This window comes from Massilia oculi, from assembly GCF_017582745.1.
GTDB lineage: Bacteria > Pseudomonadota > Gammaproteobacteria > Burkholderiales > Burkholderiaceae_D > Telluria > Telluria oculi_A.
In genome coordinates this window covers 54308-68215 of record NZ_JAFVIM010000028.1, presented here as the reverse complement: position 1 = coordinate 68215, position 13908 = coordinate 54308, and the positions used below count along the sequence as shown (strand labels likewise).

At 66.5% G+C, this 13908-nt stretch carries 11 protein-coding genes and 1 pseudogene; 8 read left to right on the top strand and 4 right to left on the bottom strand.

The features are described 5' to 3' along the window. Positions 1 to 254 precede the first annotated feature (254 nt). Positions 255 to 386, bottom strand: a pseudogene (locus tag J3U95_RS28825) (IS3 family transposase); the annotation flags it as partial. Positions 387 to 906: 520 nt separating this feature from the next. On the opposite strand from J3U95_RS28825, the gene J3U95_RS24385 reads away from it, so the two are divergent. The 3 genes from J3U95_RS24385 (at position 907) to J3U95_RS24375 (ending at position 3313) form a co-directional block, all read left to right on the top strand. Beyond that, a complete protein-coding gene (locus J3U95_RS24385; protein ID WP_208281231.1) occupies positions 907 to 2052 on the top strand; it encodes a hypothetical protein in 1146 nt (381 codons plus the stop codon). Between the two features lie 201 nt (positions 2053 to 2253). Continuing rightward, on the top strand, positions 2254 to 2940 hold the full coding sequence (locus J3U95_RS24380) for a calcium-binding protein (protein WP_208281230.1): 687 nt from the start codon (positions 2254 to 2256) through the stop codon (positions 2938 to 2940). Continuing rightward, positions 2927 to 3313, top strand: a complete 387-nt coding sequence (locus J3U95_RS24375) for a hypothetical protein (RefSeq protein ID WP_208281229.1) — start codon at positions 2927 to 2929, stop codon at positions 3311 to 3313. The genes J3U95_RS24380 and J3U95_RS24375 overlap by 14 nt, the downstream gene beginning before the upstream one ends. Before the next feature lie 222 nt (positions 3314 to 3535). On the opposite strand, the gene J3U95_RS24370 is transcribed toward J3U95_RS24375, so the two are convergent. Next, the gene (locus J3U95_RS24370) at positions 3536 to 4192 is read right to left on the bottom strand and encodes a VTT domain-containing protein (protein ID WP_208281228.1); all 657 of its coding nucleotides are present in this window, start codon (positions 4190 to 4192) and stop codon (positions 3536 to 3538) included. A gap of 194 nt (positions 4193 to 4386) precedes the next feature. Here J3U95_RS24370 and J3U95_RS24365 point away from each other — a divergent pair, with 194 nt between their 5' ends. The 3 genes from J3U95_RS24365 to J3U95_RS24355 all read left to right on the top strand — a co-directional run bounded on the left by J3U95_RS24365 (position 4387) and on the right by J3U95_RS24355 (position 9743). After that, the gene (locus tag J3U95_RS24365; protein WP_208281227.1) at positions 4387 to 5358 is read left to right on the top strand and encodes a quinone oxidoreductase family protein; all 972 of its coding nucleotides are present in this window, start codon (positions 4387 to 4389) and stop codon (positions 5356 to 5358) included. 47 nt (positions 5359 to 5405) lie between these two features. Next, positions 5406 to 8474, top strand: coding sequence for a sensor histidine kinase (locus J3U95_RS24360; RefSeq protein ID WP_208281226.1), 3069 nt, complete (start codon positions 5406 to 5408; stop codon positions 8472 to 8474). A 156-nt stretch (positions 8475 to 8630) separates the two neighbouring features. Further along, positions 8631 to 9743: an alpha/beta fold hydrolase gene (locus J3U95_RS24355; protein ID WP_208281225.1), complete on the top strand. Its 1113-nt coding sequence runs from the start codon at positions 8631 to 8633 to the stop codon at positions 9741 to 9743. Here the strand turns inward: J3U95_RS24355 and ptsJ are convergent. Both ptsJ and J3U95_RS24345 read right to left on the bottom strand, forming a co-directional pair. Further along, complete coding sequence (ptsJ, locus tag J3U95_RS24350; RefSeq protein ID WP_208281224.1) at positions 9709 to 11037, bottom strand: MocR-like B6 salvage transcription factor PtsJ; 1329 nt, start codon at positions 11035 to 11037, stop codon at positions 9709 to 9711. The two genes, J3U95_RS24355 and ptsJ, sit on opposite strands and share 35 nt — an antisense overlap. After that, positions 11034 to 11753 (bottom strand): glutamine amidotransferase, encoded by a 720-nt coding sequence (locus tag J3U95_RS24345; protein ID WP_208281223.1) that lies wholly within the window; start codon positions 11751 to 11753, stop codon positions 11034 to 11036. Before J3U95_RS24345 ends, ptsJ begins: the two co-directional genes overlap by 4 nt. Before the next feature lie 144 nt (positions 11754 to 11897). On the opposite strand from J3U95_RS24345, the gene J3U95_RS24340 reads away from it, so the two are divergent. Then, entirely contained in the window at positions 11898 to 12884 is a 987-nt protein-coding gene (locus tag J3U95_RS24340) for a tripartite tricarboxylate transporter substrate-binding protein (RefSeq protein ID WP_208281222.1), read from the top strand. Positions 12885 to 12967: 83 nt separating this feature from the next. After that, positions 12968 to 13903 carry an alpha/beta fold hydrolase gene (locus tag J3U95_RS24335; protein WP_208281221.1) on the top strand — a complete coding sequence of 312 codons (936 nt, stop codon included), beginning with the start codon at positions 12968 to 12970 and terminating at the stop codon, positions 13901 to 13903. Positions 13904 to 13908 lie beyond the last annotated feature (5 nt).

Here is a 13908-nt window from a genome sequence, read left to right as displayed (position 1 = left end):
CCGTGCCGCCATCCTCAATCGCTTCACGCGCTTGGGCACGCCCACGACCGTAGCGGTGACCATGCCGTAAATCCGTCTGGGGTTTGGGGTACTACGCGCTCAATTGATTTATGCAACAAAGCCACGTGATGTCCGTGACCCAAACTCGGTTTGGCTCGTGCACGTCGAACTGCCGCTGCAATTGTTTGCGCCACTACCGAGCGCGCGCCGCAGCGTTTGTATTCGCACGTTGTTTGGCCAGTTTGCGACTGGACGCCAATCGATCGCATCAGGCAATGAGCGCGATTGAGGCCGCACTCCACACCCGGTTCACGCATGTCGTCGCTGACCTGGCGGTAACCGTACACGCCGCTCTCGAGCCATGAACGCCGCAGCGCTTCGTCCAACTATAGAGGCTGCGAATGCTTACGTCCGGACGGTTCGCGAGTTCCCTGGATGACCACGCGCGGCCACCCGCTTGACCGGTGCGATCTTGAATTTCTCTGTGTAGCGTATTCCGCAAATATTCTTTCCTTGTTCCGAACATTATGGTTTAGGGGTGTTTACGATAGCCGTGGGGTTTCGAGGCTTTTTTTGGACTCAAGTTTTAAGTTTGCTATATACGTCAAGTCAGTACGCACTAGCTGACACAATTGTGCTCTTTCATAAATAGTTAAAAGATGACAAGTATTGATGCATGGCGTTTGGTTCTCAAAAAACCAACAAAAGCCTCAAAATAAATTGATGAACTATTTGGAAGCGTATAAGCTTCATCGACATGCGCGTTTTCACATTTCTTATCAAATATAAAATTTGCCAGCTGTAGACTGCTAAGAGCCAAGTTTGCTATCCCATTCATCCAGAAAAGAAGTTTTAGCTATCAGGTTGTTACGATTTAAAGACTGGCAAATCATTCTGCAAAAGCCTATGAAGAAGTTACTGTTTGCATCACTGTTACTAGCTATTGGAAGTCCAGCGTTCTGCCAAGCTCTTATGTATAAACAAATACCTTACAACGATTCGTTAGCTACATCTATAACAGTGATAAAGCCCGACGACGGCGAACATGTTCTATTGGGTGGCGTAGTTGACTCTTCCGGACGCCCTGTGGTCCAGAAAATCGGCTCAAATGGCCTCGTTGCATGGAAATATTTCGCGAGAGAGGGGGAGTCTGAAGATAAATCATCGGCAAGAATTGCTGATGTCTTTCACTCGTTTGAAGATGAATATGTGATTTGCCTGAATCGATTCGGGAAAAGGCGAATTTCCGGATCAGCTGCGGAAATGATTGTGCTGGATTCCAATGGTGATGACCTGAAGACTTATCTTATCGATCCCGATGGAAATCCGTATAACGGAAATTTAAACGTACATAAATGCTGGCAGAGTGTGTCTGGCACGTATATTCTTGGTTCGGTTTTTGGTGGTGTGAACTATGACAGAAAGAAAAATCCTGGATCGGTCTACTGGATTCAAGTGTTGAATAGCGAGCGGAGACAGGTTTTCGATCGATTCATCCCATCCACTCTACGATTCAGATCGGATATTGTCGATGTTTCACATATAGGTGACGAAATTTTCGCTCTGGCAACAAATGGCCAAGATAGCGAACTGGTAAAAATCAATGCTAAATCTGGGAATTTTTCCCAAGTAAAGATTGCAGGGGTAGCTCATCTCTTCGCTGGGGGTGACGAACTAAAATTTTTGGTGAAAACTGCCTCCGGCTTCGATTTGCAGATCTTCAACAACTCTCTAACCAGAATTTTGAGGCGAGAACTCGACATCCTTTCTAAAGCCATGCCCGTAGCATTTCATTCATTAAAAGACGGAGGAGTTGCTGTCTTATACCATGATATGGCTGGAAATGAATCAAAACTTATAATGCAGGAGATTGATCGATCATATCGTACGAGGAAGCGGACGACGTTAGGAATATGGACGCCGCCAGTAGTATTTTCGATGGCCTCCGCGCGTACTTCGAGCAATGGGATCATCTTGCAGTTTTATCAGAAAACAAGCGGACAGAAAATTAACTTTTCAAATAGTATCTTTAAAATAGAAAATATAAAATGAGTTCCAAAATTAGTTTGAGAGAGGCTGCGTTACTGTCGAGTTCTGCTTACAGCGGAGAGGTGCCGAGAAATTGGGAGCAATAAGATCAGCATTCGGCAGGCGCCTCCAGTTGCAAGGTGTTTATAGACGAGGATCGCAAGATCATAGTGTACGCATTCAAGGGGACAGATTCGCTTGAAGAGGCCTGGGCTGATATTGTTAATGATGGTGGTGAGCGTTATATGGCTCTACATGAATCAGTGCAGGGACGCGCTCGATATTGGAGAAAAGGTTTATAATCTCCCATATATAGGAACAGTTCTCGGTGATTTCATCGTAGGGAATGATGCGGATAACGTCTTTCAAGCTGGCAAAGGGAATGACTCAGTCGACGGTGGACGTGGGAGCGATACATATATCTTCGAGCGCGGCGATGGGAGAGATACGATCGACGACTTTGGCGATGCCATTGGTGACGTTGATATCGTCCGCTTTGGCATTGGTATCTCGGGATCTGAAATAATGCTCTCGCGCGTTGGCAAGCATTTAGTTCTTTCGATCGCGGGTACTGAAGATAGCGTGACCATCAGAAATTGGACCGATGGCAGCAGTTATCGAATCGAACGCGTCGAGTTTGCCGATGGCACGGTTTGGAACGAAGCATTCCTCGCAGCGAAGATTGCCGCGCTTCCTTATGTCGGCACAGGCGGAGCGGACAGCCTGTATGGCGACAGCGGTTCCAATATCTTCTACGGCCGCAAAGGCGACGATATGCTCGACGGTGGGCAGGGCAGCGACACGTACGTATTTGAGCGCGGCGATGGCAAAGATACGATCGATGACTTCGGCTACGCCACTGCGCGCCGCGCTGCGCCAGTTCGTCCTGCAGCCAGGCATGCGGGTGATTGACGAGGCTCCAGCCGCCCAGCGCGAGCAGGCCAAGCCAATACGTGATGCCGTTCAGCGCCACGATCCGCGACAGGTCGGCGCCGCCTACGCCCCAGCGCGAATAGAAGCGGTGGCGCACGGCCGTCCCCGAGAGCAGCGCAAAGCCGACGCTGTTGCTGATTGCGTAGCCGATGAAGGCGGTCAGGGCGATGCGCGCGCGGGCAATGCGCCTGCCGATGTAGACGAACGCCAGCTGGTCATAGCAGCTCAGTACCAGGTAGTTGGCCGCGCAGCACAGCAGGGCCAGCAGCAGGTGGTCGGGGCCGAGGTGGGCGAGCGCGGCCTGGAGGTCGCGATAGCGGATCGCTTGCAGTTCGTTATGCAAGACCCATAATGCCGCGCACAGCAGCACGGCCGCGACCGTCGGCGCCAGCCAGCTTCGCAGCCTGGCCCGCTTGCTGGACATCGGGGCGGAGCTCACTTGTGCGGTCCTCTCGGCGCTGCGGATGGCCGCTGCATGCCGGGCTGGCATGCAGTCGCCTTCGTTCGAGCCGCGATGGGGCGCGGTGGTTCCGTGAAGCCGGTTACGGAGCGGCGGGCGCGCCGTAGTGAAGCATCAAGCCTGGCCGTCGGCTCCGGCCTTGACGCGATGGCGCTCCTGGAGCCAGGCCACGATGCCCGGCACCAGGGACAGCACGATGATGCCCATGATGACTGCCGTCAGGTTGTCGTTGACCCAGGTGATATTGCCGAAAGCGAAGCCGGCCACCGTCAGCGACACGACCCACAGGGTGCCGCCGGCCACGTTGTACGACAGGAAGGTCCGGTAGCGCATGCTGCCCAGCGCGGCGACGAAAGGCGCCAGGGTACGCACGATCGGCACGTAGCGCGCCAGCACGATGGTCTTGGGGCCATGGCGCTCGAAGAAGCGCTCGGTGTGGGCGATGTGTTCGGGCTTGATGAAGCGCAGCCGGTAGCCGTGCTTTACCCGGTCGCGGAACAGCGTGCCGATCGCGAAATTGACGATGTCGCCGACCACCGCCGCCACGATCAGCAGCGGGATCAGGACGGGCAGCGACAGCATGCCTTTCGCCGCCAGCGCGCCGGTCACGAACAGCAGCGAGTCGCCGGGCAGGAAGGGCATCACGACGACGCCGGTCTCGACGAAGATCACGGCGAACAGCAGGACGTAGACGAGGATCTGGTATTCGGCCGCGAGGACGGCCAGGTGACGGTCCAGGTGGAGGAACCAGTCGAGGAGGGTGGTGAGCATAGGCGTTTCTGATGGCTTGGTTAAGTACGCCCGCCGCAAGCTGCGGGACGGGGCGGTAGTTCATGCCGCGCTCGGCTTGTGAACGCGTTCCGCGCAGCAGCTTACCATCTCGGTATCGTGTCTGCCTCATCCGAACCGATCTGGTATACGTTTACCTCCGATCAGACGGGTTCGACAACAGAACTGGAGCATACATGACCAAACAACGGATGAAGGCCGCGGTCTACGATACCGCCGGCGGCCCCGAAGTGCTGCGCTATACCGACGTCGACAGGCCGCCCTGCGGCCCGGACCAGGTGCTGGTGCAGGTCGGAGCGATCTCGATCGAAGGCGGTGATTTATTGCACCGTTCCAATATGGCGCCCGAGGCGCCGAACCATATCGTCGGTTTCGCCGCCGCCGGCCAGATCGTCGAGGTCGGCAGCGCGGTGACCAACCGGCGGGTCGGGCAGCGGGTGGCGACGGGCGCGCTGGAAGGCTCCCATGCCGAATACCGCGCCGTGCGCGCCAGCGCCACCTGGATCGTCCCGGATGGCGTGGACGATGCCGCCGCCGCCGCGGTGCCGGTCGCTTTCGGCACCGCCTGGCACTGCGTGCACGACCGTCTGCGGCTGGCGAAGGATGAGACGCTGCTGGTGCAGGGCGGGGCCGGCATGGTGGGCCTGGCGGCGATCCAGATCGCGCACCGGCTCGGCGCCCGGGTGATCGCCACCGTGTCGGGCGAGGAGCGCAGCGCCCGCCTGCGCGCGCTGGGGCTGGACGAGGCGATCGATCACCGCAGCCAGGACGTGGTGGCCGTGGTGCGCGAACTGACGGCCGGGCGCGGCGTCGACGCCGTCATCGACCCGGTCGGCGCCACGCTGGCCCAGTCGTTCGAGGCGCTGAAGGAGTACGGGCGGCTGGTCTTCGTGGGCAATGTCGGCGGCTCGCTTTCTCCGGACCTGTTCCCAGCCATGGGCAAGAACCTTACGCTGCATGGCGTGTTCTTCGGCACGCTGTGGGAAAGGCCGGAAGTGTCGGCGACGATCGACGCCATCCTGGCGGACGTCGCGGCGGGCAAGCTCGACGTCGTCATCGACCGCCGCTTCCCGCTGGCCGAGGCCGCGGCGGCACACCGTCACGCCGAGCAGGGCGGGATACTCGGCCGCACCGTCATGATCCCCTGAAGTAAACGCCGGCTGGCGCCGTCCACTGCCGATGCTATCATCGAGCAATGGATAACCAGCAACCCGGCTACGCTCGAGCACCCCTGGTCACGGTGGGGTACTGGATGGCGCGGTGGGCTGCCTTGTCGATCCTGCTGCTGGCGCTCGGCGCCACCGGCGCACAGGCGGCCGCGCCGAACGGCCTGGAGCACCGGCGCTGGCTGTCCGCCGACGGCGGGCCGAGCCAGGTCGGCGCGATCGCCGAAGGCGCCGATGGTTATCTCTGGCTGGGCACCAACGATTCGCTGGTGCGCTTCGACGGCTTGCGCTTCCGGCGCCAGTCTCCCGCAGCGCGCGGGGCGCCCGCCATCGTTTCCTCGCTGCTGGCGCAGGGCGATTCGCTGTGGGTCGGTTTGCGCAGCGGCGGCGTGGCGCTGGCGCGCACGGGGCGGCCGCTCGCACGCGAGTCCGGGCCCGGCGCACCCGCCGGCGTGGTCTTCGGCCTGGCGCAAGGCCGTGACGGCGCCCTCTGGGCCGCCGCCGACGATGGCCTGGCGCGGCGCGCGGACGGCGCCTGGCGGCGTATCGGCCCTGACGATGGCTTCGATGGCGACGCGCGCGCCGTGTTCGTCGACCGCGACGGCACCGTGTGGGCCGCCGGCGAGCGCCGGCTGTACTACCTGCGCGCCGGCGCGCGGCGTTTCATCGACACCGGCGTGCCGGTGGCTGACGCCGGCCAGATCGCCCAGGCGCCCGATGGCGCCATCTGGCTGACCGAACGGCGAGAGGGCAGGGTCCATCGCGTGGAGCTGGTCGGGCAAGCCGTGTCCTCCGGCGCCGCGCGCCTCGCGGCGCCGGCAACGAGCCTCGTGTTCGACCGCGCCGGCGGCCTGTGGCTGGGCACTACCGGCCACGGCCTGCTCCATGTCGCGCATCCCGATGGCCTGGCGGCGCTGGCCGGCGCCAGCGGCTTCACGGCCAGGGAGGGCCTGAGCGCGGACTTCGTGTGGCGGCTGCACCTGGATGCCGCCGGCAATCTGTGGGTCGGGACCAATGCCGGCCTGGACCGCTTTCGACCGCGCATCCTGGCGCCGTCGGCCTTCCCGCCCGATGCGCTCAATGTGGCGCTGGCCGCCGGCGACGATGGCAGCTTGTGGGGCGGGCCGGGCAGGGGCTCGGTGCTGCGGCTGCAGGATGGCCATGCGCAGGCGCTGGCCATGCCGGCGCCGGTCAACAGCGCCATCCGCGACGCCGAGGGCGGCATCTGGATGGCCGGCCCGGTCGGCATCTGGCGCTCCCGTGGCGCGAATCTGGCGTTCGTCGCCGACCTGCCGCCCGGCGCCGCCGGCCAGGCGCCGGTGCGCGCGATGGCGCGCGATGCGCAAGGCGTGCTGTGGGTCTCAATCAACAAGGTCGGCCTGTTCCGGCTCGAGGCGCAAGGGTGGGTGCGGGCGCCGGTGGCGCCGGGCCGCGACAGCCAGCGCATGCCGGTCAGCGCGCTGGCCGCGCCGGACGGCTGGCTGTGGTTCGGCTACCGCGACGCCCTGCTCGAAGCGCGCCGCGGCGGGCAAACGCTGCGCTGGAGCGCGTCCGACAGTCTCGACCTCGGCCACGTCACCGCGCTGGCCCACCATGCCGGACGCACCTGGGTCGGCGGCCAGCATGGGCTGGCATATGTCGAAGCGGGCCGCCTGCGCCGCCTGCCGCTGCCGGACGACGGCGTGTTCGACAATATCTATGCCATCGTCCCGGTGCCGCGGGCAGACGGCCGCGAGGCCGACCTGTGGCTGCATGCCCGGGCGGGCATCTTCCAGATCGACGCCGCCGAACTGCGGCGCGCCGCCGCCACGCCCGGCCATCGTCTGCGCTATCGCTCCTTCGATGCGCTGGGCGGACTGGCGAACGACCCGCACCAGGTGCTGCCGCTGCCGACCGCCGTGCGCGCGGCCGATGGCCGGTTGTGGTTCTCGACGGGCGGCGGCGTGATGTCGCTGGATCCGGCGCGCCTTCCGCCGGCGGAACCCGGGCCCGCGGTCGAGATCGAAGCGGTCAGCGTCGACGGCGCCCGGGTGAGCGCGGATGCCCCGCTCAGCCTGGGGCCGGAGGCGCAGCGCATCGCCATCGACTACACGGCGCCGAGCCTGGCCGCGCCGGAGCGCCTGAGCTTTCGCTACCGGCTGGACGGTTTCGATACCGACTGGGTGGACGCCGGGCGTGCGCGCCAGGCCATCTATACCGGCCTGGCGCCGGGCGCCTACGCCTTTCGTGTCGTCGCCCTGAACAAGGATGGCGTGCCGAGCCCGCGCGAGGCCGTCTTGCCGCTGCGCGTCGAGCGTGCCTTCCACCGCCATCCGCTGTTCCTGGCGGGGGGCGGCCTGCTGCTCCTCGCGGCCTTGCGGATGGTCTACCGGACCACCGCGCGGCGCGCGGCCGAGCGCGTGCGCGACCGCCTGCAGGAGCGCCACCGCGAACGCGAGCGCATCGCGCGCGAGCTGCACGACACCTTGCTGCAGGGCGTGCATGGATTGGTGCTGCGCTTCCAGGCGGCGGCCGACATGCTGCCGCCCGGCGCTCCCTCCCGGGCGCAGCTGGAGCAGGCCCTGGCGCGTGCCGACCAGGTGCTGGTCGAGGGCCGCGACCGCGTGCGCGCGCTGCGCGGCGGGCCGCTCGATACGGGCGAGCTGCACGAAGCGCTGGCGGCGGCCGGCGAGGAACTGGCCGCGCAGTGGACATGCGGCTTCGCGTTCACGGTCGGCGGGACGGTCAGGCGCCTGCAGCCGGCCATCCTGGACGAGGTTTACCGGATCGGCCACGAAGCGCTGCGCAATGCCTTCGCCCATGCCCGGGCGGCCCAGGTGACGGTGGACGTGGCCTACCGGCGCGCGGCCTTCGTGCTGACGGTGGCGGACGACGGCTGCGGCATCGACCCGTCCTGGCTCGAGGAGCACGGCCGGCCCGACCACTGGGGCTTGCGCGGCATGCGCGAACGGGCCGAGCGCATCGGGGCCAGGCTGGACATCGACAGCGGCGCGGGACGGGAAGGAGGGCGCGGCACGCGGGTGGTGCTGACGCTGCCGGGGCGCATTGCTTATCGTAGCCGCCCGTTCTGGCGGCGGGGCTGGCTGCGCGGCGCCTGAGGCGGCGCGGGCGACGTCGGCACGAGGACACGCGTATAGTTGCTACCAAAGGTAACCTACCATTGGTAGCTAACAGGTCGGCATGGCGCGCGCTGTTCTCTCGGGTACTGTGACAGAAAGTGCGTGCCGCACCGACTCGATGAAGAAAGGACAGCCATGTCGTTGATGTCACGCAAACCCGATTCTCCAGCGCCGGGACCCGGCGCACCGCCTTCCCGCGCCAGACGGGCCGTGTTGCAGGCGGCCTCCCTGGCCGGCGTGGGCCTGTTCGCTCCCGCCCTGGCGAGCGCCGCGCAAGGTCCCGCCGCTTCGCCACTGCGCCGGCACAGGCTGAGCATCGGCGGCGGATCGTTCCACGTCATCGAGCAGGGAGAGGGGCCGGCGGTGCTGTTCTGCCACGGCTTTCCCGACACCGCCGAGACCTGGCGCAGCCAGATGCGCGCCGTGGCCGCGGCGGGCTATCGCGCGCTGGCGCTCGACATGCGCGGCTTCGGCGAGAGCTTCGCGCCGCCGGACGCCAGCCAGTACACGTCGCTGCACATCGTGGGCGACCTGGTCGGCGTGCTGGACGCCCTGAAGATCGAGCGCGCGGTCATCGTCGGCCACGACTGGGGCGCCGACCATGCCCAGCGCGCGGCGCTGCTGCGGCCCGACCGTTTCCGCGCCCTGGTCAGCATCAGCATTCCGTATGCCCCGCGCGGTGACGTCGATACCTGGAGCGACTTGCGCAACAAGGGGCTGGGAGAGCGCTACTATGCGCTGGACTGGATCAAGCCAGGACGCGAAAGCCTGTTCGCGCCCGCAGCGCAATCGATCCCCGCGATCCTGTACTGGCCGTCGGCCAGCCCGCCGCCCGGACAGCGCTGGGACCCGATCGATCCGGCGCGCGGCATGCTGCGCCCGGCGCCGCTGGCGGCGCCGCCATGGGCCGATCCGGACTATGTGGGGCACACGGTGCGCGCCTTCGAGAAGAGCGGCTTTCGCGGCGGGCTGAATTACTACCGGGCCTTGCCCCTCAGCTTCGACCTGCTGCCGGCCTTCAGGCACGCCGTCATCCGCCAGCCCTCGCTCTACGTCTGGGGCGCGGCCGACGGCCTGTGCCGGTTCTTCCACCCGACGACGCCGTCGCTGGAGGAATTGCGGCGCTTCCAGCCTGGAATGGTAAAGCAGGTGCGGCTGGAGGAAGTCGGCCATTGGGTCCAGCACGAGGCGGCGCAGCGCCTGAACGAAGAGCTCATCGGCTTCCTGGACGGGCTGGAAGCGGATTGATACCCATGTTGTGCGCGATGTCCGCCGCGAGGCGGTCGCACTGTGCGTCTTCGATGGCCGAGATGGTGACGCGCAGGCCCCGCGCCGGTTTCCCGATCGAGAAACCGGCGCCATGGCGCACCAGCCAGCCCTGGCGCGCCAGCGACAACGCCACGGCGTGATCGTCGCCTTCCAGCTGGATCCACAGGTTCAGACCATCGCCGCCGGCGAGGTGCCCGACCCCATGCGCGCGCAGGGCAGCCTCCAGGCGCGACCGGCGCTCGAGGTAATCGGCGCGCGCGCTGGCGAACAGCGCGACATTGGCGGCGCCCGTCAGCGCGGCTTCGGCGATGTCCTGCAGCAGGTGGCTGACCCAGGCGGTGCCGGGGGCCAGGCGGCGGCGCAACTGGCGCGACGTCGCCGCGTCGCTGGCGACGGCGGCGAGCCGGATGTCGGGTCCGAGCGTCTTGGACAGCGAGCGCACCAGCGCCCAGCGCCGCGCCGCGCGCGGGATCACCGAATGATAGCCGGCGCCGGAGAGCAGCGAGAAATGGTCGTCCACTACCACCAGCACATGGGGATGGCGCGCCAGCACCCGCGCCAGCGCCCGCGCGCGGCGTGCGCTCAGGCTGCAGCCGGTCGGGTTGTGGGCGCGCGGGGTGATGATGACGGCTTGTGCGCCATGCGCGAGCGCGGCCTCGAGCTCGGCCGCGACCATCCCTTCGGCGTCGACCCCGACGCCGATCGCCTGCAATCCCGCGTTGCGCAGCAAGTGGATGCTGCCCAGGAAGCAGGGATCTTCGACGGCCACCTTGTCCCCGGCCAGCAAGTCGATGGCGAGCAGGCGTTCGAGGGCATCCACCGCGCCATGCGTCAGGTCGACCTCGAAACCCGCCGGGCAGTCGGGCGCGAACCAGTCGCGGATGTGGCGCTCGAGCGCCGCGTTCACGGTCGGCTCGCCATACATGCGCGGCCGGGCGGGCCCGGTCTTCAGGCAGGCCGCGAGGTCGGGCAGCCAGCGCGGGTTCGGGTTGCCGCTGGCCAGGTCGAGCAACGGCGTGCCGGCCGTCCCGCCTTCGTGTTCTCCGGCGCCGAAACGGTCGCGGATCAGGGTGCCGCGGCGTCCCTGCGCGACCGCGATCCCGGCCGTGACCAGGCGCCGGTAGGCCGCGGCCACCGTGTTGCGGTTCACGTCCAGCGCGAGCGCCAGTTCGCGTACCGGCGGCAGGGCGTCGCCGGCGACCGCCTGCCCGCCCTGGATCAGAGTGCGCACGCAGTCGACGATCTCGGCCGCCGTCTTTCCCTGGATATTCATGCCTCGGTCGACTCCCCGCCGGCGATGCCGTCCAGCCAGGCGTGCATGACCGAGGCCGCGGCCGCCGCGAGCGGGGCTGCGGCCAGGCGCGCCCTCTCGCGCAGCTGGCGCGGATCGATGCCGGCCTGCGCCAGCTCGCAGGCGTGGCCGACCAGCCAGCGCTCGATCTTGCCGGCGTCGGCTTCGAGGTGGAATTGCAGGCCCAGCACGCTGGCGCCGACGGCGAAGGCCTGGTTGGGGCAGGTCGATGTGGCGGCCAGGCGCAGCGCTCCGGGCGGGATGTCGAACTGGTCGCCGTGCCAGTGCAGCACCGGCGCCGACCCGAGGCCGGCAAGCGCCGAGGCCTGGCCGGCATCGGTAAGGTCCAGGGGGCCGAAGCCGATCTCCTTGACGCCCATCGGCCCGACTTTGGCGCCGAGCGCGCGCGCGATCAGCTGCGCCCCGAGGCAGATGCCGAGCAGGGGGCGCTGCGCCGCCAGCCGCTGGCGCACCAGTGCAAGTTCGTCCACCAGGAAGGGATAGATGGCGTCGTCGAAGGCGCCGATCGGGCCGCCCAGCACGACCAGCAGATCGGGCGCCAGGGCGTCGAGCGTGGCCAGCTCGCCTTGCGCGGGATCGACGTAGCGTACCCGGTAGCCGCGCGCTTGCAGCACGGGCTCCAGCGTGCCCAGGTCTTCGAAATGGATGTGACGGATGACGACGGCTGATTTGCTCATGGCGCAGGCCTCTCTGGGTTATGTCATAGGACAAAGTCTAGCACGATGACGAAGTCTCGGCGTGCGGTCGCCGGACCAGACCAATGGCAGGGGTGCGCCGCCCGCTCCGATCTGCTATCGTCGTCGGCAACAGAAGGAGTCCGGATGCATTCCAGCGCGACGAACAAGTTCCTTGCCCTTTCCCTTGCACTGGCCCTGGTCCTGCTTGGGTCGGCCACGGCGCGCGCGGCCCCGGCCGATGCGCAGCCGCTGCACATGATCGTGCCACTGGCGCCCGGGACCACCGCCGACCTCGCGGCGCGCCTCATCGGCCGCCATTTTTCGCGGGCGCTGGCGCGGCCGGTGCTGGTCGAGAACCAGCCCGCCGCCTCCGGCGTGCCGGCCACCGCGCAGATCGTGCGTGGGGCGCAGGATGGATCGGTGCTGGGCATGGTCGCCTCGAACCACGTCATCAATCGCGCCATGGGCAAGCCGATGCCGTACGATCCGCTCACCGGCGTGGCGCCGATCACCGTGATCGGCAGCTTCCCGCTGGTGCTGGTGGCGGTTCCGTCCTTGCCGGTGCAGGGCGCGCAAGACCTGATCGCGCTGGCCAGGGCGCAGCCGGACGTCCTCAACTACGGCTCCGGCGGCGCCGGCAGCCTGCTCCACCTGGCGGTCGAGCTGCTGCGCGCTCAGGCGGGCGGCTTCGACGTCCAGCACGTGCCCTATAACGGCACGGCGCAGATGACGGCCGACCTGCTGCGCAAGCAGATCCAGTTCGGCTTCCTGTCGGCGGCGGTGGCGGCGCCCCTGATCCGCAGCGGCAAGCTGCGCGCACTCGGCGTGTCAACCCGGGAGCGCTCGGCCTTCCTGCCGGGCGTGCCGACGCTGGCCGAGCAGGGCTTGCCGGGCTACAGCTTCGACGCCTGGCTGGCCCTGGTGGCGCCGGCCGGCCTGCCGCCACATCTGGTGGCGCGCTACCATGCGCTGGCGCAGGAGGCGCTGGCATCGCCCGAGGTCCGGGACGCCCTGGCGCGGCAGGGGATGACGTTCATCGGCAACAGCCCGGCGCAGGCGGCCGCCTTCCTGGCGTCCGAACTGGACAAGCATACGGCGCTGGTCAGGCAGTCCGGAGCGGTGCTGGAGTAGCAGGACTATCGTGCATCCGGCCGGGACGGCGCAGCGTAACTATCCGGGAACGCTGCACCTCTCCCACTTCCATGGAAAGCACGATGAACAAGCCATCCCGACACCTCGCTCCCGCCGCTCACCCGGTCCTGCTGTATTCCTGCCTGCGCGCCCTCACGACCCTGCTGGCGGCGGCGTTGCTGGCCGCCGCCAGCGCCAGCGCGAAGACCGACGTCACCGCTGATGCGAGCGCCCGCCCACCGCGCTACGAAACCCTGCCCGCGGTGCCGCCGCTGCCGGCGCTGGCCGAGCAGGGCCACGTCGAACACGAAGGCGCACGCATCTGGTACGGCATCGTGGGCCACGGCTCGCCGGTGATCCTGCTGCATGGCGGCCGCGCGAGCAGCCTGACCTGGGGCCACCAGGTGCGCGCGCTGGTGGCGCGCAAGCACCGCGTGATCCTGGTCGACAGCCGCGGCCACGGCCGCAGCACGCTGGGCGAGCAGCCGCTGTCGTATGCCTTGATGGCGCGCGACGTCGCGGCGGTGATGGACCGGCTCAAGCTGCGCCGCGCAGCGGTAGCCGGCTGGAGCGACGGCGCCATCGTGGGCCTGGAGCTGTCGATGCGCCAGCCGCAGCGCGTGAGCCGGCTGTTCGCCTTCGGTCCCAACGTCAACCGGCGCCACATCGAGGCGCCGCTGCCGTCGCCGGTGCTGCCGCTGATCGGCCCGCGCCTGCGCGCCGACTACGAGGCCATCGCCTCGGATCCGCAGGGCTTCATGCGCCTGGGCGACGCGGTGGCGGCGATGCAGGCGAAGGAACCCGACTACACCGACGCCCAGCTGGCGGCGCTGCGCGGCCCGGCGATCGCGATCGCGGCGGCCGACCACGACGAATTCATCACCATGCGTCACTTCAAGTACGCGGCCGCCGCCATCCCCGATGCGCGCCTGCTCGTGCTGCGCAAGGTCAGCCACTTCGCGCCCTGGCAGGACCCGGCGGGCTTCAACGAAGCCATGCTCGACTTCCTCAATCACTGAGCTGG

What these genes read in the sequence shown, in the direction of transcription:
- J3U95_RS24385 (WP_208281231.1), top strand. Translation starts at nt 907, where the DNA reads ATGAAGAAGTTACTGTTTGCATCACTGTTACTAGCTATTGGAAGTCCA.
- J3U95_RS24380 (WP_208281230.1), top strand. Translation starts at nt 2,254, where the DNA reads ATGATGGTGGTGAGCGTTATATGGCTCTACATGAATCAGTGCAGGGAC.
- J3U95_RS24375 (WP_208281229.1), top strand. Translation starts at nt 2,927, where the DNA reads ATGCGGGTGATTGACGAGGCTCCAGCCGCCCAGCGCGAGCAGGCCAAG.
- J3U95_RS24370 (WP_208281228.1), bottom strand. Translation starts at nt 4,192, where the DNA reads ATGCTCACCACCCTCCTCGACTGGTTCCTCCACCTGGACCGTCACCTG.
- J3U95_RS24365 (WP_208281227.1), top strand. Translation starts at nt 4,387, where the DNA reads ATGACCAAACAACGGATGAAGGCCGCGGTCTACGATACCGCCGGCGGC.
- J3U95_RS24360 (WP_208281226.1), top strand. Translation starts at nt 5,406, where the DNA reads ATGGATAACCAGCAACCCGGCTACGCTCGAGCACCCCTGGTCACGGTG.
- J3U95_RS24355 (WP_208281225.1), top strand. Translation starts at nt 8,631, where the DNA reads ATGTCGTTGATGTCACGCAAACCCGATTCTCCAGCGCCGGGACCCGGC.
- ptsJ (WP_208281224.1), bottom strand. Translation starts at nt 11,037, where the DNA reads ATGAATATCCAGGGAAAGACGGCGGCCGAGATCGTCGACTGCGTGCGC.
- J3U95_RS24345 (WP_208281223.1), bottom strand. Translation starts at nt 11,753, where the DNA reads ATGAGCAAATCAGCCGTCGTCATCCGTCACATCCATTTCGAAGACCTG.
- J3U95_RS24340 (WP_208281222.1), top strand. Translation starts at nt 11,898, where the DNA reads ATGCATTCCAGCGCGACGAACAAGTTCCTTGCCCTTTCCCTTGCACTG.
- J3U95_RS24335 (WP_208281221.1), top strand. Translation starts at nt 12,968, where the DNA reads ATGAACAAGCCATCCCGACACCTCGCTCCCGCCGCTCACCCGGTCCTG.